The organism is uncultured Friedmanniella sp., from assembly GCF_964244285.1.
GTDB lineage: Bacteria > Actinomycetota > Actinomycetes > Propionibacteriales > Propionibacteriaceae > Microlunatus.
On record NZ_CAXTHT010000001.1, the window covers coordinates 37,174 to 62,164 of the forward strand.

A 24,991-nucleotide genomic window follows, 5' to 3' on the forward strand; every position below is an offset into this window, starting at 1 on the left:
ACAGGCGGCAATACTGCCAACGGCCCCGACGCTAGCAGGACCGGCTGTCCCGGGGGAAACGGGGTGAGCGCCAACTGGGACGAAAGACGCAATTCGTCACGCACTTGTCACGTGGGCGACGAACGAAATTCACTCGGTGCGCTGGACGGCCCCACAGTCGGCGGCGGCGCGCGCCACGGCACTGTCTCGGGCCGCCGCGGTGTCGGCGTCGGTGAGAGTGCGGTCGGGCGCGCGGTAGCGCAGGGTGAAGGCCAGCGAGACGTGGCCCTCGCCGATCTGCGGACCGGTGTAGGTGTCGAACAGCGACACCGACTCGAGCAGGTCACCGGCTCCGGCACGGAGGGCGGCCTCCACGGCCGCGGCCGGGACGTCCCGGCTGACCACCAGGGCCACGTCCTCCTTGGCCACCGGCCAGGCCGACAGCGGTGCCACCTGACCGACGGCTGGCGCCGCGGCGACCAGGACGTCGAGGTCGAGCTCGACGGCGCAGGTGCGGGCGGGCAGGCCGAACGCCTCGACGACGCTCGGGTGCAGCTCGCCGGCGTGGCCGACGACCACGTCCGAACCGGGCAGGAGAAGCGCGGCACAGCGGCCGGGGTGCCACGGAGCCTGCTCGGCCGCACGACGGGCCAGCGGCAGCCCGACCGTGGCGGCGACGAGCTCGGCCAGGGCCACCGCGTGCGACCAGACGGCGCGCTCACCCGGTCCGGCCCAGCCCGACCGGCGCCAGGCGCCGGAGAGCAGGGCGGCCAGGTGCCGCGGCTGATCGCCGAGCGCGTCGTCCATCGCCGCCAGGGTGGTGGCGTCCGGACGTGCCTCGACCGGCGGCCTCGGCGCGGACAACCGCGGCTCGGGTGCGAAGAAGACCGAGCCGCTCTCGAACAGCGCCAGGTCGTCCTGCCCACGGCTGGTGTTGCGGGTGACCGCACCGAACAGCCCGGGCAGCAGCGATGTCCGCAGGTACGGCGTGGTCTCGGCCAGCGGGTTCAGCACCCGGGACAGTCGACGGCGACGGTCGTCGGCGGGCACGCCCATCCGGTCGAGGTCCGAGGCGGCCACGAACGGGAAGCTGAGCACCTCGACGTAGCCGGCCACCGCCACCGCCGCGGTGACGGCCCGGCGGGCGCGCTGCTCGCGGGTCAGTCCCCGGCCCACCGGCGCGCGCGGCACGACGGCGGGGATGTTCTCGAAGCCGACCAGCCGGCCGATCTCCTCGACGTAGTCGTAGGAGTCGGTGAGGTCGGGGCGCCAGGTGGGAGCGGTCGTGGTGACGGTCGAGCCGTCAACCACCACCTGCGCGCCGACCCGTCCCAGCAGGTCGCGGACCTGGGACGCGGACACCCCGGTGCCGAGGACACGGCCCGGGAGGTCGACGTCGAAGGTCGTGGCCGGCATCGCCGGGACACGTCCCGCGACCGTCTCCTCAGGCAAGAGCGTGCCGCCCGCCAGCTCGACGAGCAGCGCGGCGGCCCGGTGAGCGGCGGCGTACGCGGCTCCCGGGTCGACCCCTCGCTCGAACCGGCGGGACGCCTCGGAGGCGAGCCGGTGGCGGCGGGAGGTGCGCGCGAGGGTGAGCGCGTCGAAGGAAGCCGCCTCGAGGACCACGGTCGTGGTCCGGGCCGACAGCTCGCTGGTCGCGCCGCCCATCACACCGGCCAGGCCGATCGGCCCCGAGCCGTCGGCGATCACGAGGTCTCCGGGGTCGAGCGCGCGGACCACGTCATCGAGGGTGGTGAGCTCCTCCCCCGGCTCGGCCTGGCGGGCCACGACGGCGCCGTCCAGCTGGTCCGCGTCGTAGGCGTGCAGCGGCTGGCCGGTCTCCAGCATCACGTAGTTGGTGATGTCGACGGCCAGCGAGATCGGCCGCATGCCGGCGAGCTGGACCCGACGGGCCAGCCAGCGCGGGCTGGGCCGTCCCGGGTCGATCCCGGCGACGGTGAGCGCGACGAACAGCCCGCAGGCCGGCGACTCGAGGCGGACCGGCCACCCCGAGCTCACCGAGGCGGGCACGGGCCGGCCGACCGGGTCGGTGAAGACGACGCCGGTCGCCTGAGCGGCCTCCCGCGCCAGCCCGCGGATCGACATCGCGTACCCCCGGTCGGGCGTCACGTCGATGTCGAGGACCGTCTCGCGCAGGTGCAGCACGGCAGCGGCGTCGGTCCCGGGCACCAGGTCGGGTTCATCGAGGACGATGATCCCGTCGTGGTCGTCCCCCAGACCCAGCTCGCGCGCTGAGCAGATCATGCCGTCGGAGACGTGGCCGTACGTCTTGCGGGCGGCGATCCGGAAGTTCCCGGGCAGCACGGCGCCGGGCAGCGCGACCACGACGAAGTCCCCGGCCGAGAAGTTGTGCGCGCCGCACACGATGCCGCGGGAGGCGGGTCGGTCGGCCGAGGGCGGTTCGTGGTGATCACCCACGTCGACGCGGCACCAGTTGATGGTCTTGCCGTTCGAGTGCTGCTCCGGCTCGGCGGTGAGCACCCGTCCGACGACCACCGGGCCGGTGACGTCGGCGCCCGCCTGCTCGACGCCCTCGACCTCCAGACCGGCGCGGACGAACGCCTCGGCGAGCTCGCGGCCCTCCTGCTCGGGGGGCAGCGCAGCGTACTCGCGCAACCACGACAGGGGCGCCCTCATCGCGCTGCTCCGAGCAGGCTGCGGCTGAAGCGGACGTCACCCTCGACCATGTCGCGCATGTCCTCGGCGTCGTTACGGAACATCAGGGTCCGCTCGACGCCCATCCCGAAGGCGAAGCCGGAGTAGACGTCGGGGTCGATGCCGCAGGCGGCGAGCACCCGCGGGTTGACGATCCCGCAGCCGCCCCACTCGATCCAGCCCTCGCTCTTGCAGGTGCGGCAGGACCGGTCCGGGTGGCCGACGGAGTCGCCGTGGCAGACGAAGCACTGCAGGTCGACCTCGGCCGAGGGCTCGGTGAAGGGGAAGTAGTGCGGACGCATCCGCGTCCGGACGTCGCCGAACATCGACTGGGCGAAGTGGTCGAGCGTGCCGCGCAGGTGGCCGAGGGTGATGCCGCGGTCCACGACCAGTCCCTCGATCTGGTGGAAGACCGGCACGTGGGTCGCGTCGTACTCATCAGCGCGGTAGACCCGCCCCGGGCAGATGACGTAGACGGGCAGCTCGCGGGTGAGCAGGCTGCGGGCCTGGACCGGCGACGTGTGGGTCCGCAGCACCAGCCCGCCGCCCTCGGGCTCGACGAACAGGGTGTCCTGGAGCGTGCGCGCCGGATGGTCGGGGACGAAGTTGAGGGCGTCGAAGTTCAGCCACTCGGCCTCGAGCTCGGGACCTTCGGCGACCTCCCAGCCCATGCCGACGAAGACGTCCTCGACCAGGCTCATCAGGCCGGTGATCGGGTGGACGGCGCCGGGAGCGTGCTCCCGGACGGGCAGCGTCACGTCGATGCGCTCCTCGACGAGCGTCCGCGCGAGCTCGGCGGTGGAGATGTCGGCCTCGCGGGCCTTCAGCGCGGCGTTGACCTGTCCGCGGGCCCTCCCGATCCGGGCTCCCGCGTCCTTCCGCGCCTGCGGAGGCAGCGCACCGATCTCGCGGTTGGCCAGGGCGATCGGCGACCGGTCGGCGGCGTGGGCCAGCCGGGCCTGCTTGAGCTCGGCCACCGTGGTGGCCGCGGCGAAGGCGGCGAGCGCGTCCGCCACCATGGCGTCGACGTGCTCGGCGTGCAGCGGCGCGACCTCGACGGGGTCGTAGCTCGTGTTCGGCCCGGACATGGGCTCCCCTCGGGTTGGCAACCGGGACAGTCTAGGAAGCCGCAGGCCCCGCGAGCGAACCGGTTAGCCGCTCGGACACCGACCGGTCAGGAACGGACGCGCTGGGCGGTGGCGGTGGCGTAGAGGAAGACGGCGGCGGCGGTGGAGAGGTTGAGGCTCTCGGCGCGGCCGTACATGGGCAGGGCCACCAGCCGGTCGAGCAGGTCCGCGTGCTCGGGCGGCAGTCCCCAGGCCTCGTTGCCCATCACCCAGAGCACGGGCCGGCTCAGCTCGCCGGAGTCGACCAGGTCCTCGACGGTGCCCTGACCACCGCCGTCGGCGCCGAGCACCAGCAGGCCGGCCGCGCGCGCGGCGGCGACCGCGTCGGCCACGTCGACCTCGACTGCCACGGGCAGATGGAAGAGGCTGCCGGTACTGGCCCGGACCGTCTTGGCGTTGTAGAGGTCGACGGAGTCACGGCTGACCAGGACGGCGTCGGCCCCGAACGCGTCGGCGCAGCGGATCACCGTGCCGAGGTTGCCCGGGTCGCGCACCTGGTCACAGAGCACCACCAGCCGCGGCGCTCCGGCCAGGGCGTCCTCCAGCGTCACGTCGACCGTCCGGCAGACCGCGAGGACGCCCTGGGGCGTCACGGTGTCTGCGAGCGTGGCCAGCAGGGCCGGCGGCACGGACCAGACCGGGACCTCGGCCCGGACCGCCGCCCTCAACAGGTCCTGGTGGCGCTCGAACACATCGGCGCCCACCAGCAGGTCGAGAACCGTGCTCGGGAGGGCCAGTGCTTCGGCCACGGCCTGGCGGCCCTCGGCCAGGAACTCAGCGGTGCTCGTCCGCTCCTTGCGCCGGAGCAACCGACGAGCCGACCGCACCAGCCCCTGCGAAGCGGGGGCCGGGACGATCGGCTCGTCGGTGCTGTCGGTCAGCGGGACGCTCAGGCCGCGGTCTCGGCGGTCTCGGCCGGGGCGTTGCTCCGGGCGATCTCGACCAGGGAGGCGAAGGCGGCCGGGTCGGTGACGGCGAGGTCGGCGAGGATCTTGCGGTCCACCTCGACACCCGCGGTCTTCAGGCCGGAGATGAAGCGGTTGTAGGTCATGCCTTCGGCACGGGCCGCCGCGTTGATGCGCTGGATCCACAGCTTGCGGAAGTCACCCTTGCGGGCGCGGCGGTCACGGTAGGCGTAGACGAGGGAGTGAGTGACCTGCTCCTTCGCCTTGCGGTACAGGCGCGAGCGCTGGCCGCGGTAGCCCGAGGCCTGCTCGAGGACTTGGCGGCGCTTCTTCTGCGCGTTCACGGAACGCTTGACGCGGGCCATGGGGTTGCTCCTTGCTGAGGTGGTTCGTCGGTTCGAGAGGTGGGACTAGCGGGCGTACTTGCCGAGCATCTTCTTGGCCTTGGCGGCGTCGCCCGGGGCCAGGACGGCGTCACCGTCGAGCCGACGCGTGCGCGTGCTGGCCTTGTGCTCGTTGAGGTGCATCTTGCCTGCCTTGCGGTGCATGATCTTGCCCGTCCCCGTGAACCGGAACCGCTTCTTGGCCCCGGAATGCGTCTTCATCTTCGGCATCGCACTACTCCTGTCCGCGCCCGCACCGGTGGTGCGGACGTCTTTCGTGTCCCGACGGCGACATCCCCGCCGGGGCCCAGCTCTGGGTGCCCGCTCCCGTCAGGGAGAGGCCACCGCTACCGGTCGAGACCTCTCAGAGGTCCACGTCCGGGTCGAGGTTGTCGGCCGGACCGCGGCGTCGCGGCGTGGTCGGCTCAGCGGCGTGCTGGGCCCGGATACCGGCCAGCTCGCTGCGCTCGGCCTCCTGCCCCGCCTCGCGCTCAGCCATCCGCCGGTCACGCTCGGCGGCCGCCTCAGCCCGGGCCTCGGTCTTCTTCTTGTGCGGTCCGAGGACCATCAACATGTTCCGCCCGTCCTGCTTGGGCGAGGACTCGACGAAACCGAACTCGTCGACGTCGGCCGCCAGCTTCTTGAGCAGGTTGTAGCCGAGCTCGGGCCGCGACTGCTCGCGACCACGGAACATGATGGTGATCTTGACCTTGTCCCCGGCCTTGAGGAACCGCACGACGTGACCCTTCTTGGTGTCGTAGTCGTGGATGTCGATCTTGGGCCGGAGCTTCATCTCCTTGATGATCGTGTTGGTCTGGTTACGGCGGCTGTCCCGCGCCTTCTGCGCGTTCTCGTACTTGAACTTGCCGTAGTCCATGAGCTTGGCCACCGGGGGACGCGCCATCGGCGCGACCTCGACCAGGTCCAGCTCCGCCTCGCGCGCCAGGCGCAGGGCGTCCTCGATACGAACGATCCCGACCTGCTCGCCCGCGGGTCCGACGAGTCGGACCTCGGAGACGCGGATGCGATCGTTGATTCGCGGTTCGGTGCTGATATGTCCTCCATAGGTGTGCGGTGACGATCGACCCGGTGCACACCCGGACCTGCGAGGAGGAGAAGCCCGACAAACACGAAGGGCCTCCGCCGATGGCGAAGACCCCAAACCAACCGACGTCGGTCACGCTCCGCGGGAGCGCACGACGTCAGGTGGACCAACCCGTCAACTGTTCCTGCCTCACGGCAGTCGTCGAGCGGGTGGGAGATCGGGTCTCCGCTTGCAGATCCGGCCGGAGCCGAATCGGTCGGCGCCCACGTTATCACCCGACCGCGGCGCAGGACCATTCCTGAGCCGGGGCACCGACGTCGGTGGAACGTCGTGGCCGCGCTGCTTAGTCCGGGTCAGTCCGACTCGGCCGCGTCGGTTGCGGGGTCCTCCGACACCGGCACGACCCAGCCGAACTGGTCCGGCTCGGTCTCCACCAGCCGGTGGCCCGCGGCCAGAGCCTGAAGCACCTCGCCGTCGATGACCAGCGGGTGCGGTCCGGCGAAGTCGACGAGCAGGGTACTGACGTCCTCGGCCCGGGCCGTCTGCGCGGCCCGGTCGAGGGTGACCGGCACCGGACGTGCGTCGGCCTGCCACGCCTGCAACGCATCGAGCCCGGTGAAAGCGAGCAGTGCGCGACGGCCGTCGCCGGCCTGCAGCATCACCACCGACATCTCCGCCTCCTTGTCGCTCATGAGCCCGGCCGCGCCCGTCCCCGTACGGGTGGCGGTGGCCACCACGGGGACCAGCAGCCGGTCCTCGCAGAGGGCGGCGACGGCGCGCAGGTAGGCCGAGGGGTCAGCGACGGCGACGGCCGCCGCCAGCGCTCGCCGCGTGGCTGGTCGCGCGAGACCGTCGTCGCCCGGGAAGGGCGAGGGAGCGAGCAGACGTCCGGGATCCACCGGGCCACCGTACGTGCTGGTGGTCTCGGCCTCGGGGTCGCGACCAGGGGTCGCGTGGGGCACGTCCCCGATCCTCCCGGGCCTCATGCGTGGCACCCTGGGATGATGCCTGCCGCTGACGCCGTCCTGCTCCCCCTCTGCCTGGGACTTTCCCTGCTGGGGCTGGTCGTCGCGATCCTGGCCGGCACCCGCGGCCGTAAGGGGCGAGCCGTCCAGGGAGTCGCCCTGGCCCTCGCTCCCGTCGCCCTCTACTTCAGCGGTCTGCTGCGCCTGGTCTGGAACGGCGTGGTCGCCGTCGTGAGCTGGGCCTCGCACGTCATCCTGTCCCCCACCGTGTGGTTCGGGCTGTCGCTGCTCGGCCTCTGCCTCGTGCTCTGGGTAGTCGGCGGGTTCGTCGCCCGCCGAACCCCCAAACGGACCGGGGTGTCGAAGGGCGCAGCTCCTGCCACGACCGCGAGCCGGACCGCCGGCTCGCCAGCGGTAACGAACGGCAGGGGCAAGCAGGCCGCCCGGCAGCCGGCTCCCCCGGTCGACGACGACCTGGCCGAGATCGAGGCCCTGCTGAAGTCGCGCGGCATCGAGTGACGCTCGCGCGGACGGCTCACGTCGAGCGGTAGTACCGCTGGCGCCGACGGAGCTCCTCGACGCCGATCTGCGCGGCCGCCCCGTCGCCGTACTGCAGGGCCATCAGCTGCCTCTTGTCCGCGTCGAGGTCGGCGGTGAAGGGACGACCGTCCGCGGGGGTCAGCAGCAGCATCGCCCAGGGGTCGCCGCGCCGCAGGATGATCTTGTGCACGCGGTCCCACGGGACGGCATGGCTGCGCAGGCCGTTGCGGAACCGCAGCCCCGTGTCGTCGGCCCGGACGACGCTGAAGGCCAGCGAGACCATGACCAGCAGCAGCACGGCCAGCAAGCCGAGCAGCGTGATCAGCTGCGAGGTGGTGAACAGCACCCGGACGTCGCGAGGCAGGGCCAGCCAGCCGTAGCAGGTGGCCGCCGTCAGAGCCACCGCCATGACGATGGCGACGACGCGCAGCCGGCGCGGTCGGATGACGAGCGGTCCGGGAGCGACGGCGTCCGGGGCGGGCCGCACCTCAGATCCGACAGGCGGAGATGTCGGTGACCAGGATCGCCCGGGCGCCCAGCTCCCAGAGGTCGTCCATCACCTGCTGCGCCTCGCTCCGGCGCACCATCGCCCGGACGGCGTGCCAGCCCTGCTTGGCCAGGGGGGCGACGGTCGGGGACTCGAAGCCCGGCGTGATGGCGCAGGCCTGCTCGACCTCGGCGCTGGCCACGTCGTAGTCCATCATCACGTAGTTGCGAGCGACCAGGACGCCGTTCAACCGCCGCTCCAGCTGGCCGAGCCCGGCCGGCTCGGCCGCGTCGGTCCGGCGGATGAGGATGGCCTCGGACTGCAGGATCGGCTCCCCGAAGAGCTCGAGCCCGGCCTGACGCAGCGTCGTCCCGGTCTCGACCACGTCGGCGATGGCGTCGGCCACTCCGAGCCGGATGGCCGTCTCGACCGCCCCGTCGAGCTTGATCAGCCGGGTGCTGACTCCGCGGTCGGCCAGGTAGGTCTCGACCAGGCCGGGGTAGGAGGTGGCCAGCCGCAGGCCCTGCAGACCGGCCACCGAGAGCCCGCTGCTGACCGGGGCCGCGAACCGGAAGCGGCTGCGGCCGAAGCCCAGCGGCAAGACCTCGGTGGCCGGAGCCCGCGCGTCCAGCAGCATGTCGCGCCCGGTGATGCCGACGTCGAGGGTGCCCTCCCCCACGTAGACGGCGATGTCGCGCGGTCGCAGGTAGAAGAACTCGACACCGTTCGCCTCGTCGAAGAGGACGAGCTCCTTGGGGTCGGAGCGCTGGGCGTAGCCGGCCTCACGCAGCATGGCGGCGGCGGACTCCGAGAGTGAGCCCTTGTTCGGGACGGCGACCTTGATGGGCGGGCGGGCGGGACTCACGGCGCTCATCCTAGGTCGACGGGAGCTGCTCAGAGATGCGCGTAGACCTCGTCCAGGCTGAGGTCGAGGGCGATCATCATCACCTGCAGGTGGTAGAGGAGCTGGCTGATCTCCTCCGCCGCCTCGTCCTTGGACTGGTACTCCGCCGCCATCCACACCTCGGCAGCCTCCTCGACAACCTTCTTGCCGATCGCGTGCACGCCCGCGTCGAGCCGGGCGACGGTGCTCGAGCCCGGTTCGCGGGCGGCCACCTTGGTGGTCAGCTCGGCGAACAGGCTCTCGAAGGTCTTGGCCGTCACCGGGCGAGCCTAGTGGCGGACATCGGGTAGACCTGGGCCGGGTAGTCCCGGCTCAGGTCAACCCGATGTCAGCGATCTCAGCCGACGGTCTCGATCACCGGGTCGGCGGCGGCCACCGTCTCGGGCTGTCGGCCACTGCGCTCCAACCGCCACCACGACACCAGCCCCCAGACGCAGAAGGCGCCGTACACGATGTACATCACCGCGGACGGGTAGTACCCGGCGGCGAAGAGGAGCGGGATGCCGACCACGTCGACCAGGATCCAGATCAGCCAGAACTCGACCCAGCCACGAGCCATGCCGTAGGTGGCGAGGATCGAGCCGGTGAGGATCCAGGCGTCGCTGGCGGGTCCGTAGGAGTTCAGCTGGGCCAGAGCGAAGTAGAAGATCACCCACAGCACCACCGCGGCCACCACGAGCTGGATCCGGCCGCGAGCGCCGGCCCACCGGGGCACCACGCCGACCCCGCCGGACGCGCCACCGCGCTTGAACTGCTGCCAGCGGACCCAGCCGTAGACGCTGACCAGCAGGAAGAAGACCTGGCGGCCGGCCTGGCCCCACAGGTCCAGGTCCTGCGGGGTGTGGAACACCCCGCCCAGGAACACGGTGAACAGCAACACGTTGCCCACGATGCCGATCGGCCAGGCCGAGACCTTGCGTCTCATCCCCAGCAGGGCACTGGCCAGTCCGAAGACGTTGCCGATGATCTCGCGCCACAAAACGCCAGGACCGATGTCCAGCTTGGCGTTCAGCAACCGCGTGAGCAGGTCCGAGAAGTCCATCTGTCCTCCACTCATCCGGTCGCACGACGACCCGGGGTGGAAGAGACGGCCCGTCGCGCCCGAGCACGGTTGCCCTGGGCGTCGTCGAACCGCTCCCGTGTTCCTCCCATCCGGACTCTCACCGTCGGTCGTGGAGTTTCACCACATCAACCGCGCGCTGGCTGCGTGCGGGTCGCGGACTTTCACCGCCGGCTCGGACTTTCACCGACCCCGGAACACGTGCGAGTGTGAAAACTCGTCGACCCGATTCTGGCACGGAGACGAAAGCCGGTCGACCCGATCCTTGCCAGCGAGATGTTCCGTGCGTCACGATCGGCCGGTGATGGATCACGTCGGCATCCAGGTGGACGACCTCGAGGCGTCCCGCCACTTCTACGACACCGTGCTGGCCACTCTCGGCTACCGAGCGCTGATGGACTTCGGGGTGGCTGTGGGCTACGGCGACGACCACCCAGTGTTCTGGCTGGGTGCGGTCACCGACACGATCGTCAACCGACAGGGTCACTTCGCTTTCCGTGCGCCGAGTCGGGAGGCCGTGACGGCCTTCCACGACGCGGCCGTGGGGCTCGGACTCGAGAGCCTGCACGCCCCCCGGATCTGGCCGGAGTACCACCCCGGCTACTACGGCGCCTTCGTCCGCGACCCGGACGGCAACAACGTCGAGGCCGTCCACCACACGTTTTGATGGCCCTCGCTCCGCTCGGGCGCATCAGCGGGGTTTTAGGCTCACAACGCGACGCCGAGGAGGGCGTCGACGGCTCGCGCGACCAGGGTCGGCGCGGTCGTGTCGGTCCCGTCCGTCGCCATCGAGGCGCTGGCCCAGGCGTCGACGGCCGCGAGGGCGGTAGGGGCGTCGAGGTCGGTGGCGAGGGCGCTGCGCAGGTGGGCGAGCACGTCGCCGGCACCGACGGCGGCCCGCAGCGCGACAGCCTGCCGCCAGCGGGCGAGGCGGCCCTCGGCGGTGCTGAGCACCTGGGACGTCCACTCCCAGTCGTCGCGGTAGTGCTGGCTGAGCAGCGCGAGCCGGATCGCCATCGGGTCGACGCCGGACCGGCGCAGGGCGGACACGAAGACCAGGTTGCCGCGGGACTTCGACATCTTCTCCCCGTCGAGGCCGACCATGCCGCTGTGCAGGTACGCCCGGGCGAACGCACTTCCGGTGGCCAGCCGGCCCACCGAGGCCGACATCTCGTGGTGGGGGAAGACGAGGTCGCTACCCCCGGCCTGGACGTCGAAGTCGGCCCCGAGGTGCTCCAGGGCGATCGCCGCGCACTCGACGTGCCATCCGGGACGACCGTCGCCGTAGGCCGACGGCCAAGACGGGTCCCCCGCGCGGTGTCGGAGCCAGAGGAGGGAGTCGAGCGGGCCCTTCTTGGCCACCCGGCCGGGGTCGCCGCCACGTTCGGCGAAGACCGGCAGCGCCTCTTCGGGGGTGAGATGGGAGAGCGAGCCGAACTCGGGGTCGGCGGCCTGCTCCAGGTACAGGTCGCCCGGATGGTCGTCCTCGACGGCGTAGACCACGCCGCGGTGGCGGAGGTCCTCGACCAGGTCCAGGATCAGCGGGATCGACTCGACCGCGCCGACGAAGTTCCGGGGCGGCAGCACGTTCAGCGCCGCCATGTCCTCCCGAAAGAGCTCGACCTGCTCGATCGCCAGCTCGGCCCAGTCGACGCCGGTGGCTGCGGCCCGCTCGATCAGCGGGTCGTCGACGTCGGTGACGTTCTGCACGTAGTCGACCTCGAGCCCGGCGTCGTGCCAGATGCGGTTCAACAGGTCGAAGGCGACGTAGGTGTTCGCGTGCCCGATGTGGGTGGCGTCGTAGGGGGTGATCCCGCAGACGTACATCCGGGCGGTACCCGAGGTCGGCCCGACCTCGACCAACCGGCCCGCCGCGGAGTCGAAGGCGCGCACCCGCTCCGCACCTTCGGCGATCTCGAGCCGGGGAGGGGGTCCTGCGGTCCACGGCTGCATGCCCGTCACCCTATCCGGCAGCAGCGGGGCAGCTCGCTCCGACGGACGGCGCTCAGAAGGGCGGCCAGGGGATGGACGGCCACTGGCCGCGGGGCCGCGGCAGCTTGCCCCGGTTGAGCAGCAGGTCGGCGCGCCGGACGAACGCCTCGATCTCGTCCTCGCCGAGAAGCAGGGCCAGCTGCTCCGGCGCCTCCTCACGGGCCTTCGCCACGGACTCGAGGTCGGACGGTCGCAGCTCGGTGCCCGCCCACCCCCAGAGCAGCGTCCGCAGCTTGTAGTCGGTGTGGAAGCTGATGCCGTGGTCGACCCCGAACACCGCACCCTGGCTCGCCAGGATGTGGCCGCCCTTGCGGTCGGCGTTGTTCACCAGCACGTCGAAGACGGCCAGCGTGTGCAGCCGGGGGTCGTCGGCGTGGATCACCGAGACGGGACGGTCGTCGGCCCCGAGGCCCTCGACGCAGGAGAACCAGCCCTGCTTCGGCACCGCCCGGCTGGGGACGATGTCGACGAGCTCGGAAACCGCCTCCTCCTCGCTCTCGATCCAGGCCTGCAACGAGCCCGGTCCGAGCGGGCCGTTGGCGTACACGGTCACGGGCACGCAATCGAACCCACCGATCCGGGACACCTCGTACGCCGCGACCTCACGGAGTCCGAGCGTGCGGTGCGGGAAGTCCCACAGCGGACGCTCCCCCTCGACCGGCTTGTAGACCCAGGACGTGACGCCCTTCGGGGTGGTCAGCTCGGCGAGAAAAGTCGCGTTCGAGGCCTGCAGCAGCCGACCGGTGATCTCGAGCTCGGTCTCGGCCAGCACGTCGTCGTCGAGCCGGACGGTCAGCGCGGGGTGGGTCATCGGAGGCAGCCGCGACGTTGGTTCGTCAGGGCAGGTCTGGTCAGGATGAGTCGCTCAGAAGAGGGGCCGGCGGTAGCCGTTGGAGCGGGGGCAGATGTGGCCCTCCGGGTCGAGCGGCTGCAGGCAGAAGGGGCACGGGGGCCGGCCCGCCGAAACCAGGGCCTGGGCGCGGGCCACGAAGTCGCGGGCGTAGGCGGCGGTGATCTTGACGACGAACACCTCGTCGGCCTCGACCTCGTCGGGCTCCGGGTCGACGGCGGGCGGGGCGGACTCGTCGGCGTCGTCGTCGACGTCCACGTTGGAGAAGAGCTCGATCACGATCTTGTCGATGCTCGGGTCCCACGCGATCGTCATGGTGCCGACCCGGAACTCCTCGGTGATCGGAGCGTCCAGCGGGTCGGTGTCGGAGGCGAGCCGGGTGGAGGGCGGCACGTCGGCCGGCCCGGAGCTGCGTCGGACCACCTCGTCGAGGACGCGGTCGAGGTGCTCGGCCAGCACCGAGACCTGCTGCTTCTCACACGCCACGCTGGTGATCCGGTTGCCCTCACGAGCCTGCAGGAAGAAGGCCCGCTCGCCGGGCTGCCCGACGGTGCCGGCGACGAACCGGTCCGGTGCGTCGTAGCGGTGCACGAGGATAGCCATGGTCATCAGCCTAAGCGGCGCCTTCAATCGACCGGAGCGGTGCCCGTGGCCGGCTCGGTCAGAGCGTCGCCACCCGCCCCGAGACCGCCGCCCACCGGGGCGTCGTCGGCGGCCTTGCGGCGGCTCCGCGGCTTCTTCGGCGGCGGCTGCAGCAGCTGGCCGAGGTCGGCGTTGGTCGAGTTGACCGTGACGACGTAGGGGCGGCTGTCGGTGTAGCGGACGATCGACACCGAGGCCGGGTCGACCAGGATCCGCTGGAACGCGTCCAGGTGCATGCCGAGCGCGTCGGCCAGGATCGCCTTGATCACGTCACCGTGCGAGACCGCGGCCCAGACTGCGTGCGGCCCGTGCTCGGTCCCCATCCGGACGTCCCAGCTGCGGATCGCGTTGACCGCGCGCGAGGACATCTCCGTCATCGACTCCCCGCCCGGGAAGCGCACCGCGGAGGGCTGGGTCTGCACGGTGGACCAGAGCTTGTCCTTGACCAGGTCGCGGAGCGCCTTGCCCGTCCACTCGCCGTAGCCGCACTCGACCAGGCCCTGCTCGATGGTCACCGGGCAGCTGTCGGACCGGCCCTGCACGACCGCCTGGGAGGTCTGGCGGCAGCGGCGTAGCGGCGAGCTGACCACCGCCCGCAACGGCACGCCGGCCAACCGTGTGCCGACATCGCTCACCTGACGCTCGCCGACGGCGTCCAGCTCGACGCCGGACGAGCGGCCGGCGAGGATCCCCGCCGTGTTGGCCGAGGTCCGGCCGTGACGGATCAGCAGCACGGTGGTCATGAGCCGAGGTTAGTGCCCCCGCTGGTGCCGTAACGGCCGCGGAACGAGCTGAGGACGCCCGTCCCCGGCAGCTCGCCCACCTCGACGTGCTCGACCACCCCGCGGACCAGCAGCGCCCAGCCGGCGTGCTCGGGCTGCTGCTCGGGCACCCGGACGCCGAGCCAGCCGGCTCCATCAGCCAGTACCGGGCCCCAGGCGGTGTCGGCCCAGGAGCCGACGGTGAACATGCCTCCGGGTGCCGGCGCGAGCGCGGCGAAGACGTCGGCCAGGGCCCGGTGGGACCAGCCCAGCAGGCTGACGGCAAAGTGGCCGCTGGCGGCCAGGGCGTCGGCGAGGTCAGCGTCCTCGTCGACCAGACCGACCACCTCGGCGGGCTCCCCGTCGGCCAGCAGGAACGAGGACACCGTCCAGCCCACCGGGCGGGGCTCGGCGTGGGTCGTCCAGATGCTCACCGGCGCCGGCATCCGTCCCCGCCAGCGGCGCACCGGATCGCGGTCGCCGGCCGCGGCGGTGAACGGGTGCTCGGGGTGGATCGTCACGCTCCTTCTCTACACCCACGACTTCCTCCCACCGACGAGCGCAACCTCTTCGAGGCGCTCGACAGGCTCCGGGCGCGGTGGCGCCGGTCGACGCGTTCAGGAGGCGTTCAGCGACGGGGGCCGTAGAGTGCTCCGGTGCTCGCGCCGGGCACGTCGGTCACGATGAGCAGGGTCGCGAGGAGCAGGCATGGGTTGGTTCGAGGCACTGGTGCTGGGCATCGTGCAGGGGCTGACGGAGTTCCTCCCCGTGTCCTCCAGCGCGCACCAGTCGATCGTCGGCCAGTTCTTCGGCGGTCGGGACCCGGGCGCGGCCTTCACCGCGATCAACCAGCTGGGCACCGAGGCCGCGGTCATCGTCTACTTCCGACGCGACATCGTGGCCATCATCGGCAGCTGGTTCGGCTCGCTGGTCGGCCGGGTGCCACGGGAGGACCCGCAGGCCCGGATGGGCTGGCTGGTGATTATCGGCTCGATCCCGATCGTCCTACTGGGGCTGGTGTTCCAGGACGCGATCGACTCCGCCCTGCGGAACCTCTGGATCACCGTGGCCATGCTGGCCGGCTTCGGCATCGTGATCGGGGTGGCCGACCGGCTGGCCCGCAACGTCCGACCGCTGGAGTCGCTCACCTGGGGCCACGGCATCGTCTACGGCCTCGCCCAGTCGCTGGCCCTGGTGCCCGGGGTGTCCCGCTCCGGCGCCACGATCAGCGCCGGCCTGGCGCTGGGCTACACCCGGGAGGCCGCCGCCCGCTACTCGTTCCTGCTGGCCATCCCGGCCGTGGTCGGCTCCGGGGTGTTCAAGCTGGCCGACGTCTCCAGCGACCCGGTACCGCCGGCCTGGGGACCGATCCTGCTGGCCACGGTCGTCGCCTTCGTCATCGGCTACGCGGTCATCGCCTGGCTGCTGCGCTACATCAGCACCCACACCTTCATGCCGTTCGTGGTCTACCGGATCGCCCTCGCGGCCGTGGTGGTCGTGCTGCTGCTGACCGGCGCGCTCCAGCCGCTGCCGCAGGGCTGAGCGGCCGCAGCGACCGGTCAGGCGACGCCGGCCCGGTCGAAGGCCTCGGCCAGCGTGGTGAGCGCGGCGACCTTCTCCTCGACCGTAACCCCGTGGGGCGCCACCGTGCAGGTGGTCACGCCGGAGGCGGCCAGGACCTGCAGCCGCTCGGCGATCCGCATCCGGTCCCCGAGCAGGGACGTGTCGTCCACGAACGCCGACGGCACGGCGGCCATGGCGTCGCGGTGGCGCCGGTCCAGGTACGCGTCCTGCACCGTGGCGGCCGCCTCGCCGTAGCCCATCCGCACCGCGAGCGCGTTGTAGAAGTTCTGCGTCCGGCTGCCCATCCCGCCGAGGTACAGGGCCGCGTACGGGCGCACCGGGTCGGCGCAGGCCGCCGGGTCGGCGCCGACGACCAGCGGAAAGGTCGGGACCACGTCGAAGCCCTCCAGCGTCTTCCCGGCGCGCTCCCGGCCGACACGGACCGCCGCCAGCTGCTCGGCGGCGAAGTCGGCCGCGTAGAAGACGGCGAGCCAACCGTCGGTGAGCTCGCCCGCCAGCTCGAGGTTCTTGGGGCCGACGGCAGCCAGGTAGGTCGGGACGTGCTCGCGCACCGGTGCGATGGTCAGCTTCAGCGGTTTGCCCGGGCCGTCCGGCAGCGGCAGCCGGTAGTGCACACCCTCGTAGGCGACCGTCCGCCGGGACAGGGCCAGCTCGAGCACGGCGAGGTACTCCCGCGTCCGAGGCAGGGGTCGGTCGAAGCGGACGCCGTGCCAGCCCTCGGACACCTGCGGCCCCGACACCCCCAGACCGAGCCGGAACCGGCCGCCCGACAGCAGGTCCAGGCTCGCCGCCGTCATCGCCGTCATGGCGGGGCTGCGGGCCGGGATCTGCATCACCGCCGAGCCGATGCCGATCGAGGACGTCTGGCCGGCCAGCCAGGCCAGCACCGTGGGGCTGTCCGAGCCGTAGGCCTCCGCGGCCCAGACGACATCGAAGCCGAGCGTCTCCGCGTGCTGGGTCAGCCGGAGCTGGCCGTGCGGGTCCTCCGCGCCGACGAGGTAGCCGAGGTTCAAGCCGAGCCGCATGGGGCCCACCGTATCCGGGTCGGACCTCCGCACCGGGCGGGCCGTTAGGGTCGAACCATGGAGACGCGAGCGGTCGGCGCCAGCGGGCTACGGGTCTCGCGGCTCGGCCTGGGCACCATGACCTGGGCGCGGGACACCTCACCCGAGCAGGCACGGTCACTGCTGGAGATGTTCCTCGAGGCCGGCGGGACGTTCGTGGACACCGCCGCCGCGTACGGAGCGGGTGACGCCGAGCGGCTGCTGGGACACCTCGTCGCCGAGCTGGGCGTCCGCGACGACGTGGTGATCGCGACCAAGGCCGGCTTCGCCGTCCGGAACGGGGAGCGGATCGTCGACACCTCGCGCCGCGCCCTGCTGCGGGACCTCGAGGGCTCGCTGACCCGCCTGGGCACCGACCACGTCGATCTGTGGCAGCTGCACGCCTGGGGCGACGCGCCGCTGGCGGAGTCGCTCGCCGCGGTCGACCACGCCATCGCCCAGGGCAAGGTGCGCTACGCCGGCATCTCGAACTTCGTCGGCTGGCAGACCGCGCAGGCCGCGACCTGGCAGGCCTCCTACCCCACCCGGACCCCGCTCAGCAGCGTGCAGGTCGAGTACTCGCTGCTGGCCCGCCGGGCCGAGGTGGAGGTGCTGCCGGCCGCCTCGGCGTTCGGGCTGGGCGTGTTCCCGTGGTCACCGCTGGGACGAGGGGTGCTGACGGGCCAGTACCGCTCCGGCACGCCGCGCGGCTCCCGGGCCGCTACCGACCACTTCGCCTGGTTCGTCGAGCCCTACCTCGAGCCGCGCAGCCGTGGGGTGGTGGAGGCGGTCGTCCGGGCCGCGGAGGGGCTGGACCTCTCCCCGCTGCAGGTCGCGCTGCTCTGGGTCCGCGACGCTCCCGGCGTCACCGCTCCCCTGCTGGGCGCCCGGACGGCCGGCCAGCTGGCCCCGGCCCTCGCCGTCGAGGACTCCGAGCTGCCGCACGAGATCGCCTCGGCGCTGGACGACGTCTCCGGGGGCCCGAACCTGGCCCGTCCACTCGGCTGACGCCTTCGCCCAGCCGACATCCTCGAGTGCGCGCGCCAGCCTGCCGCGACGGCGTGTCGGGGTGCTGAGGCGCGCGGTCGACGCGGAGTCTCACCCTCGGGCGCACCCGAGCACCTGCGTGGTGCGCGGCCACAAGTCGACGCGGTCGGCGTTGCCGACCTCTCGCCGGCGGGTCCTCTGCTGAGCATGACGACCCACGGGCCCGGCGGCAACGGGCCCGACCGCAACGTCACGGCCTCAGACGGTGGCGTGGACGCGGATGATCCTGCGGCGGATCCAGACGTCGCGGGTGCCGTCGCGGTAGCGACGCAGCCGGGTCAGCTCCCAGCCGCCGTACTCGGCCTGGTCGGTGAGCAGCTGGCGGACGGCACCGCGGGACAGGTGACGGCCCAGACGGACCCGCTCGATCTCGTACTCCACATCGCGCTTGCTCATCGCGGGCCAGCCTAGTAGGTGCGTTCAGGCCTGGTCGAGGAAGCGGTCCAGGACCCGGGCGCCGAACTCCAGCGAGGCGGTGGGGACCCTTTCGTCGACCCCGTGGAACATGCCCACGAAGTCGAGCTCGGGCGGCAGCCGCAGCGGCGCGAAGCCGAACGAGCGGATGCCCAACCGGTCCCACGCCTTGGCGTCGGTGCCGCCGCTCATCAGGAAGGGGACGGCCTTGGCGCCCGGGTCCTCCGCAGTCAGGCAGCTCTGCATCGCCTCGACCAGCGCACCGGAGAACTCGGTCTCGACCGACGGCTGGCGGGTCACCACCTCGTAGCGGACCCGGTCCCCGAGAAGCTCGGTGATGGTGGCGTAGAACTCCTCCTCACCACCCGGGACGAACCGGCCGTCGATCCCGGCGGTGGCCCGGCCCGGGATCACGTTGTGCTTGTAGCCGGCCTCGAGCATCGTCGGGTTGGCGGTGTTCGACATCGTCGCGCCCACCATCCGGGCGATGCTGCCGAGGCGGGCCAACGTCTCCTCCACCGTGTCGGGGTCAAGCTCGACCTCGAAGGCCTCCGACACCGCCTCGAGGAACGCCTGCTGGGCGTCGGTGATCCGGTGCGGCCACTCGTACCGTCCGATCCGGCCGACGGCGGCGCTGAGGGCGGTGACCGCGTTGTCGTCGTTGCGGAACGAGCCGTGGCCGGCGCGGCCGTCCGCGATCAGGTTCAGCCAGGCCAGGCCCTTCTCGGCGGTCTGGACCAGGTAGAGACGCAGGTCGTCGCGGACGGTGAGGGAGAAGCCGCCGACCTCGCCGATCGCCAGCTCGCAGCCGGCCAGCGCGTCGGCGTGGTGGTCGACCAGCCAGTGACCGCCCAGGCCGCTGCCGGCCTCCTCGTCGGCGGTGAAGACCAGCCGCAACGGACGTCGGGGGGCCGCTCCGGCGCGGGCCCGGGCGCGGACGACGCTGAGCACCATGGCGTCGAAGTCCTTCATGTCGACCGCACCACGACCCCAGACGCAGTCGTCGCGGACTTCGCCGGCGAACGGCGGCATCGACCAGTCGTCGGCGTTGGCCGGCACCACGTCGAGGTGGCCGTGCACCAGCAGCGGCGACAGCGAGGGGTCCACGCCCTCGGGCGCCCAGTCGGCGATGACGCTGGTGCGGCCCGGCTCGGACTCGTACAGCCGGGCCTCGATGCCCACCTCGTCGAGCAGGGCGGCCACGTGCTCGGCCGCCGGCCGCTCCCCCGGGCCCGGCTGGGCCCCGTAGTTGGAGGTGTCGATCCGGATCAGGTCCCGGCAGATCGCCACGACCTCGCCCTCTGGGGCGTACGTCTCACTCACCCCGTCATCCTGTCTCACCCCCATCGGGAGCCGGCGGGCGGCAGCGAGAACCAAGGCGGACCTTCCGCAGCAGCGACCTCGGCGATTCGTGGCCCGAGGCTGGCTTTGCTATCGTTCACTGCTGCACGCGATGAGGTCCGGGTGGCGGAATAGGTAGACGCGCTAGCTTGAGGTGCTAGTTCCCTTTACGGGGAATGGGGGTTCAAGTCCCCCCTCGGACACAGGACGGGTCGCCGGTGGTTCTCCACCGGCGGCCCTTTCCCGTTCCTCACCCCGACCCGGCCGCAGGTGCTCGCAGGGCCTAGCGGGAAGGCTGGAGAGCTGCCGGCTCAGGCTCGGGGTCGGCGACCGACCCGTGGTCATCCACCATGGTGGACTCGTCGAAGGGTCGCTGGCCGCTGAGGACGGCGTCGAGCTGCTCACGGTCCAGCGTCTGGGTCCAGGAGCCGACCAACACGGTGGCGACGGCGTTTCCGGCGAAGTTGGTGACGGCCCGGGCCTCGGACATGAACCGGTCGATGCCCACGATGATGCCCACCCCGTCCACGAGCTCCGGCCGGTGGGAGGCCAGACCGCCGGCCAGCGTCGCCAGACCGGCCCCGGTGACCCCGGCCGCACCCTTCGAGGCGATCATCATGAAGATGAGCAGCGAGACCTGCTCCCTGATCGACAGCGGCTCGCCCATGGCCTGGGCCACGAAGAGCGAGGCCATGGTCAGGTAGATGGCCGTCCCGTCGAGGTTGAAGGAGTAGCCGGTCGGCACCACCACACCGACGGTGGGCCGGGCCACCCCGACGTGCTCCATCTTGGCGATCAGCCGCGGCAGCGCCGACTCCGAGGAGGAGGTGGAGACGATCAGCAGGAACTCCCGGCCGAGGTAGGCCAGCAGCTTGAAGATGTTGATGCCGGTGACCAGCTTCAGCAGCAGCCCGAGCACGCCGAAGACGAAGACGGCACAGGTGAGGTAGAAGCCGATCATCAGTACGGCCAGGCTCTTCAGGGCCTCGACGCCGGTCGCCCCCACGACGGCGGCGATGGCGCCGAAGGCCCCGATCGGCGCGACCCACATGATCATCGACAGCACCCGGAACACCACCCGCTGCAGGTGGCCGATGCCCACCAGCACCGGCTTGCCGGCCGAGCCCATGGCTTGGAGGGCGAACCCGACGAGCAGGGCGACCAGCAGGGTCTGCAGCACCTGCCCGCTGGTGAGCGAGGAGACCAGGGTCGTCGGGATGACCTCGAGCAGGAAGTCCGACGTGGAGCCACCGGCGCCGGCCTGCGACTGACCCTGCTTGGCCAGGTCGGCGGTCAGGTGCAGTCCCGACCCCGGGTGCAGCAGGTTGCCCACCACCAGCCCGATCGCCAGCGCGAACAGCGACATCACGATGAAGTAGCCGAGCGCCAGGCTGCCCACCTTGCCCACCTGGGCGGCGCTGCGCAGCGACCCGATGCCCAGCACGATCGTGCAGAAGATCACCGGGGAGATCATCATCCGGATCAGGGCCACGAAGCCGGTCCCGAGCGGCTTGAGCTGTTGGGCGACGTGAGGCGCGACCAGTCCGAGGACGATCCCGAGGCCCACGGCCGCGATGACGGCGATGTAGAGGAAGTGCGTCCGGTCCTTGCGCGGGGCCGGGGCGGCGGCACCGTCGGTGGCGTGCTGGGACATGAGATCTCCTCCTCGAGACGGTCGGTGGGTCGAAGTATGGCCCGAACGACTCCGTCCGGCCCGCTCCCCGCGCCGCGACCGCAGGGTACGGACGGCGGCGGGTACTGGTCTGGTCGGTAACGCGGCCGCAACGCCGCCGCTCACGATCTGGACAGCGGCCTTGTGACGGCTCTCACCTCCGGTCCGATCCGTCCGCGTGCCGACCGGTACGCGGAAGCGCGTTGTGCCCCACCTCATACGGCCGACACGTAAGACCAGTCAGCGACGTGGGCTAGCGTCATGCCACTCATGGCAGTGGTCTTAACACAGATCGCGAACGCTCCGGAGGAGGTGACCGCATGACGCAGATCGACGAACCGCCCGCCGTGCCGGTCTTCTTCCTCTCCGACAGCACCGGGATCAGCGCCGAGACGATGGGCAACGCGCTGCTCATCCAGTTCCCGGAGCTGCGGTTCGAACGGCACCTGATCCCCTTCATCACCACCGTGGCCGAGGCGCGTCGCGTGGTGGCCCAGCTGGACGAGGCCATGGCCGGACCGGTCACGCCGCTCGCCTTCACGACCACCGCGGTCGAGGAGGTCCGCCTCGAGCTGCACCGGACGACCTGCCCGCTGATCGACTTCTTCGACCTGCACATGAACCGGGTCGAGGAGATCCTGCAGACCCCCGGCCAGCGGGTCGCCGCCCGGCTGCACGGGGTCGGTGACATCAAGCGCTACAACACCCGGATGGCGGCGGTCGAGTACGCCATCGAGCACGACGACGGCCAGAGTCTCCGCGCCCTGGACAAGGCCGACGTGATCCTGGTGGCCCCGTCCCGGTGCGGCAAGACCCCGACCACGATGTACCTGGCCCTGCAGCACGGGGTGTTCGTGGCCAACTACCCGCTGATCGACCAGGACCTCGACACCGACGACCTGCCGGACTCGCTCCGGGGGCTCGGCGACCGGTGCTTCGGCATGCTCAGCAACCCGGCGCGGCTGGCCCAGGTCCGTCAGGAGCGCCGCCCCGGCTCCCGCTACGCCTCCCTCGAGCAGTGCAGCTGGGAGCTGCGTCGGGCCGAGTCGATCTTCGCCACCCACCGCATCCCGGTGATCAACTCCGCCACGAAATCCGTGGAGGAGATGTCCACCGTCATCCTGCAGAACTTCGCCAAGAAGAGGACAGCGCCATGATCAACACCGCCGAGCTCACCACGACCAAGATCAACATCCGGCGCTTCGCCGAGATCGGCCTCGCCGACCTCGAGCAGGTCGGCGGCAAGAACTCCTCGCTGGGAGAGATGGTGGGCAACCTGGCCGATGCGGGGGTGCGCGTCCCCGACGGCTTCGCCACCACGGCTGAGGCCTTCCGCGCCTTCGTCGCCCAGAGCGGGCTGGCCGAGCTCATCTCGGCCCGGCTGGCCGGTCTGGACACCGACGACGTGGTCCGGCTGGCCGAGGTGGGCCGGGAGATCCGGGCCGAGGTGCTGGCGCGGCCGTTCCCGCCCGACCTGGAGGCCGACCTGCGGGCCGCCTACGACGAGCTGGTCGCCGGCACGCCGGAGGCCTCGTTCGCCGTCCGCTCCAGCGCGACGGCCGAGGACCTGCCGGACGCCTCGTTCGCCGGCCAGCAGGAGACCTTCCTGAACATCCGCGGCATCGAGGCGGTGCTGACCGCGGTGAAGGAGGTCTTCGCCTCCCTCTACAACGACCGCGCCATCGCCTACCGGGTCCACCACCACTTCGACCATGACGCCGTGGCGCTGTCGGCGGGTATCCAGCGGATGGTGCGCTCGGACCTGGGCAGCTCCGGGGTGATGTTCACCATGGACACCGAGTCGGGCTTCACCGACGCCGTGTTCATCACCTCCTCCTACGGGCTGGGTGAGGCCGTCGTCCAGGGCGCGGTCAACCCTGACGAGTTCTACGTCCACAAGCCGGGCCTGCGCGCCCGACGACCCGCGATCCTCAAGCGCGGTCTGGGGGAGAAGGCGACCAAGATGGTCTATACCGAGGACCCGACGGTGGGCCGGACCACGGCCTTCGTCGACGTCGCGGTCGAGGACCGGCGCCGGCTGAGCCTGACCGATGCCCAGGTGACCGAGCTGGCCCGGCACGCCCTGGCCATCGAGGCCCACTACGGCCGGCCGATGGACATCGAGTGGGGGCTCGACGGCCTCGACGGCCAGCTCTACGTGCTTCAGGCCCGTCCCGAGACCGTCAAGTCGAGGCAGCCGGCCGGGCTGCAGGAGCGCTTCCGGCTCGAGAGCACGGGGTCGAGGCTGATCGAGGGCCGGGCGATCGGCCAGAAGATCGGCGCCGGCAAGGTGCACGTGCTCTCCGCGCTGGAGGACATGCACACCTTTGTCCCCGGCGACGTGCTGGTGGCCGACATGACCGACCCCGACTGGGAGCCGATCATGAAGCGGGCCAGCGCGATCGTGACCAACCGCGGCGGCCGGACCTGCCACGCGGCGATCATCGCCCGCGAGCTGGGCATCCCGGCCGTGGTCGGGACCGGTAGCGCCACCCGGGACCTCGCCGACGGCCGCGAGGTCACGGTCTCCTGCGCCGAGGGCGACACCGGCTTCGTCTACGACGGTCTGCTCGACTTCACCGTCGAGAGCTCGGCGGCCACCACCATGCCCGACCTGGCGGTCAAGATCATGATGAACGTCGGTACCCCGGACCAGGCCTTCTCCTTCGCCGCCCTGCCGAACGACGGGGTCGGGCTCGCGCGGCTCGAGTTCGTGATCAACCGTCAGATCGGCATCCACCCCAAGGCCCTGCTGGACTTCGACGTCCTCGAGGAGCCACTCAGGTCAGCGGTCGCCGAGCGGACGGCCGCGTACGCCAGCCCGCGGGACTACTTCGTCTCCCGGGTGGCGGAGGGGGTCTCGATGCTCGCGGCAGCGTTCGCACCCAAGCCGGTGATCGTCCGGCTCTCGGACTTCAAGTCCAACGAGTACGCGCACCTGCTGGGCGGCGAGCTGTACGAGCCGCACGAGGAGAACCCGATGATCGGCTACCGGGGCGCCGCGCGCTACCTGTCGGCCGACTTCGCCGAGTGCTTCGCCATGGAGTGCGAGGCCCTGCGCTACGTGCGCGACGAGATGGGGCTCACCAACGTCAAGATCATGATCCCTTTCGTCCGCACCGTCGCAGAGATCGAGGGCGTGATCGAGCTGCTGGGCAGCCACGGGCTCAAGCGGGGCGGGAACGACCTGCAGGTGATCATGATGTGCGAGCTGCCCTCCAACGCGGTGGTCGCCGACGCCTTCCTCGACCACGTGGACGGCTACTCCATCGGCTCGAACGACATGACCCAGCTGACGCTCGGCCTGGACCGCGACTCCTCGCTGGTGGCCGCCACCTTCGACGAGCGCGACCCGGCGGTGAAGTTCATGCTCGACGCGGCGATCAAGGCCTGCCGCGCCCGCGGCAAGTACGTCGGCATCTGCGGCCAGGGCCCCAGCGACCACCCCGACCTGGCGGACTGGCTGGTCCGCCAGGGCATCGAGTCGATGTCGCTCAACCCCGACACCGTGATCAGCACCTGGTTGCGACTGGGCCGGACGCACGGCGCGCGCCTGCCCTGAGCCAGCCCGTCT

At 71.5% G+C, this 24,991-nt stretch carries 26 protein-coding genes, 1 tRNA gene and 1 riboswitch; of the genes, 7 read left to right on the top strand and 20 right to left on the bottom strand.

Going from position 1 to position 24,991, the window contains the following annotated elements; translation table 11 throughout:
- Positions 1-129: 129 nt before the first annotated feature.
- The 7 genes from pheT to ACFE7W_RS00195 all read right to left on the bottom strand — a co-directional run bounded on the left by pheT (position 130) and on the right by ACFE7W_RS00195 (position 7,077).
- On the bottom strand, positions 130-2,637 hold the full coding sequence (gene pheT / locus ACFE7W_RS00165) for a phenylalanine--tRNA ligase subunit beta (RefSeq protein ID WP_375422748.1): 2,508 nt from the start codon (positions 2,635-2,637) through the stop codon (positions 130-132).
- On the bottom strand, positions 2,634-3,743 hold the full coding sequence (pheS, locus tag ACFE7W_RS00170) for a phenylalanine--tRNA ligase subunit alpha (protein ID WP_375422749.1): 1,110 nt from the start codon (positions 3,741-3,743) through the stop codon (positions 2,634-2,636). Before pheS ends, pheT begins: the two co-directional genes overlap by 4 nt.
- An 86-nt stretch (positions 3,744-3,829) precedes the next feature.
- Entirely contained in the window at positions 3,830-4,663 is an 834-nt protein-coding gene (locus ACFE7W_RS00175; RefSeq protein WP_375423507.1) for a TrmH family RNA methyltransferase, read from the bottom strand.
- A gap of 8 nt (positions 4,664-4,671) precedes the next feature.
- Positions 4,672-5,052 carry a 50S ribosomal protein L20 gene (gene rplT, locus ACFE7W_RS00180; protein ID WP_375422750.1) on the bottom strand — a complete coding sequence of 127 codons (381 nt, stop codon included), beginning with the start codon at positions 5,050-5,052 and terminating at the stop codon, positions 4,672-4,674.
- Between the two features lie 45 nt (positions 5,053-5,097).
- Positions 5,098-5,301: a 50S ribosomal protein L35 gene (gene rpmI / locus ACFE7W_RS00185; RefSeq protein WP_375422751.1), complete on the bottom strand. Its 204-nt coding sequence runs from the start codon at positions 5,299-5,301 to the stop codon at positions 5,098-5,100.
- A gap of 133 nt (positions 5,302-5,434) precedes the next feature.
- Positions 5,435-6,232, bottom strand: coding sequence for a translation initiation factor IF-3 (gene infC / locus ACFE7W_RS00190; RefSeq protein ID WP_375422752.1), 798 nt, complete (start codon positions 6,230-6,232; stop codon positions 5,435-5,437).
- A gap of 236 nt (positions 6,233-6,468) precedes the next feature.
- Entirely contained in the window at positions 6,469-7,077 is a 609-nt protein-coding gene (locus ACFE7W_RS00195; protein WP_375422753.1) for an SseB family protein, read from the bottom strand.
- Between the two features lie 42 nt (positions 7,078-7,119).
- On the opposite strand from ACFE7W_RS00195, the gene ACFE7W_RS00200 reads away from it, so the two are divergent.
- Positions 7,120-7,599, top strand: coding sequence for a hypothetical protein (locus ACFE7W_RS00200; RefSeq protein WP_375422754.1), 480 nt, complete (start codon positions 7,120-7,122; stop codon positions 7,597-7,599).
- 16 nt (positions 7,600-7,615) lie between these two features.
- Here ACFE7W_RS00200 and ACFE7W_RS00205 read toward each other — a convergent pair whose 3' ends face one another.
- From ACFE7W_RS00205 to pnuC, 4 genes are all read right to left on the bottom strand, one after another.
- Positions 7,616-8,107, bottom strand: a complete 492-nt coding sequence (locus ACFE7W_RS00205; RefSeq protein ID WP_375422755.1) for a PH domain-containing protein — start codon at positions 8,105-8,107, stop codon at positions 7,616-7,618.
- A gap of 1 nt (position 8,108) precedes the next feature.
- On the bottom strand, positions 8,109-8,972 hold the full coding sequence (hisG, locus tag ACFE7W_RS00210) for an ATP phosphoribosyltransferase (protein WP_375422756.1): 864 nt from the start codon (positions 8,970-8,972) through the stop codon (positions 8,109-8,111).
- Between the two features lie 29 nt (positions 8,973-9,001).
- Positions 9,002-9,271, bottom strand: a complete 270-nt coding sequence (locus ACFE7W_RS00215; protein WP_375422757.1) for a phosphoribosyl-ATP diphosphatase — start codon at positions 9,269-9,271, stop codon at positions 9,002-9,004.
- A 77-nt stretch (positions 9,272-9,348) separates the two neighbouring features.
- Positions 9,349-10,053, bottom strand: coding sequence for a nicotinamide riboside transporter PnuC (gene pnuC, locus ACFE7W_RS00220; protein WP_375422758.1), 705 nt, complete (start codon positions 10,051-10,053; stop codon positions 9,349-9,351).
- Positions 10,054-10,147: 94 nt separating this feature from the next.
- A riboswitch (FMN riboswitch) is annotated at positions 10,148-10,275 on the bottom strand.
- 100 nt (positions 10,276-10,375) lie between these two features.
- Here pnuC and ACFE7W_RS00225 point away from each other — a divergent pair.
- Positions 10,376-10,738 carry a VOC family protein gene (locus ACFE7W_RS00225; protein WP_375423508.1) on the top strand — a complete coding sequence of 121 codons (363 nt, stop codon included), beginning with the start codon at positions 10,376-10,378 and terminating at the stop codon, positions 10,736-10,738.
- 41 nt (positions 10,739-10,779) lie between these two features.
- Here the strand turns inward: ACFE7W_RS00225 and mshC are convergent, their stop codons facing one another.
- The 5 genes from mshC to ACFE7W_RS00250 are packed head-to-tail and all read right to left on the bottom strand — an operon-like array spanning position 10,780 to position 14,837.
- A complete protein-coding gene (mshC, locus tag ACFE7W_RS00230; RefSeq protein WP_375422759.1) occupies positions 10,780-12,024 on the bottom strand; it encodes a cysteine--1-D-myo-inosityl 2-amino-2-deoxy-alpha-D-glucopyranoside ligase in 1,245 nt (414 codons plus the stop codon).
- 52 nt (positions 12,025-12,076) lie between these two features.
- Positions 12,077-12,874: an SCO1664 family protein gene (locus tag ACFE7W_RS00235; RefSeq protein WP_375422760.1), complete on the bottom strand. Its 798-nt coding sequence runs from the start codon at positions 12,872-12,874 to the stop codon at positions 12,077-12,079.
- A gap of 54 nt (positions 12,875-12,928) precedes the next feature.
- Complete coding sequence (locus ACFE7W_RS00240; protein WP_375422761.1) at positions 12,929-13,516, bottom strand: DUF3090 domain-containing protein; 588 nt, start codon at positions 13,514-13,516, stop codon at positions 12,929-12,931.
- Positions 13,517-13,539: 23 nt separating this feature from the next.
- A complete protein-coding gene (locus ACFE7W_RS00245; protein WP_375422762.1) occupies positions 13,540-14,298 on the bottom strand; it encodes an MSMEG_4193 family putative phosphomutase in 759 nt (252 codons plus the stop codon).
- Positions 14,295-14,837, bottom strand: coding sequence for a flavin reductase (locus ACFE7W_RS00250; RefSeq protein WP_375422763.1), 543 nt, complete (start codon positions 14,835-14,837; stop codon positions 14,295-14,297). Before ACFE7W_RS00250 ends, ACFE7W_RS00245 begins: the two co-directional genes overlap by 4 nt.
- 187 nt (positions 14,838-15,024) lie before the next feature.
- On the opposite strand from ACFE7W_RS00250, the gene ACFE7W_RS00255 reads away from it, so the two are divergent.
- Positions 15,025-15,858 carry an undecaprenyl-diphosphate phosphatase gene (locus ACFE7W_RS00255; protein ID WP_375422764.1) on the top strand — a complete coding sequence of 278 codons (834 nt, stop codon included), beginning with the start codon at positions 15,025-15,027 and terminating at the stop codon, positions 15,856-15,858.
- A 17-nt stretch (positions 15,859-15,875) separates the two neighbouring features.
- On the opposite strand, the gene ACFE7W_RS00260 is transcribed toward ACFE7W_RS00255, so the two are convergent.
- Positions 15,876-16,925 carry an LLM class F420-dependent oxidoreductase gene (locus ACFE7W_RS00260; RefSeq protein ID WP_375422765.1) on the bottom strand — a complete coding sequence of 350 codons (1,050 nt, stop codon included), beginning with the start codon at positions 16,923-16,925 and terminating at the stop codon, positions 15,876-15,878.
- A gap of 57 nt (positions 16,926-16,982) precedes the next feature.
- Here ACFE7W_RS00260 and ACFE7W_RS00265 point away from each other — a divergent pair, with 57 nt between their 5' ends.
- Complete coding sequence (locus tag ACFE7W_RS00265; protein ID WP_375422766.1) at positions 16,983-17,951, top strand: aldo/keto reductase; 969 nt, start codon at positions 16,983-16,985, stop codon at positions 17,949-17,951.
- A gap of 237 nt (positions 17,952-18,188) precedes the next feature.
- Here ACFE7W_RS00265 and ACFE7W_RS00270 read toward each other — a convergent pair whose 3' ends face one another.
- Positions 18,189-18,386 (bottom strand): DUF5703 family protein, encoded by a 198-nt coding sequence (locus tag ACFE7W_RS00270; RefSeq protein WP_375422767.1) that lies wholly within the window; start codon positions 18,384-18,386, stop codon positions 18,189-18,191.
- A gap of 24 nt (positions 18,387-18,410) precedes the next feature.
- Entirely contained in the window at positions 18,411-19,727 is a 1,317-nt protein-coding gene (locus ACFE7W_RS00275) for a M20/M25/M40 family metallo-hydrolase (protein WP_375422768.1), read from the bottom strand.
- Positions 19,728-19,862: 135 nt separating this feature from the next.
- Between ACFE7W_RS00275 and ACFE7W_RS00280 the strand changes: the two genes are divergently transcribed.
- Positions 19,863-19,948: transfer RNA gene (locus ACFE7W_RS00280), tRNA-Leu, on the top strand.
- Positions 19,949-20,028: 80 nt separating this feature from the next.
- Here the strand turns inward: ACFE7W_RS00280 and ACFE7W_RS00285 are convergent.
- A complete protein-coding gene (locus ACFE7W_RS00285) occupies positions 20,029-21,399 on the bottom strand; it encodes a cation:dicarboxylate symporter family transporter (RefSeq protein ID WP_375422769.1) in 1,371 nt (456 codons plus the stop codon).
- Positions 21,400-21,737: 338 nt separating this feature from the next.
- Between ACFE7W_RS00285 and ACFE7W_RS00290 the strand changes: the two genes are divergently transcribed.
- Complete coding sequence (locus ACFE7W_RS00290) at positions 21,738-22,574, top strand: pyruvate, water dikinase regulatory protein (protein ID WP_375422770.1); 837 nt, start codon at positions 21,738-21,740, stop codon at positions 22,572-22,574.
- Positions 22,571-24,979 carry a phosphoenolpyruvate synthase gene (gene ppsA / locus ACFE7W_RS00295; RefSeq protein ID WP_375422771.1) on the top strand — a complete coding sequence of 803 codons (2,409 nt, stop codon included), beginning with the start codon at positions 22,571-22,573 and terminating at the stop codon, positions 24,977-24,979. Before ACFE7W_RS00290 ends, ppsA begins: the two co-directional genes overlap by 4 nt.
- Positions 24,980-24,991: the final 12 nt, after the last annotated feature.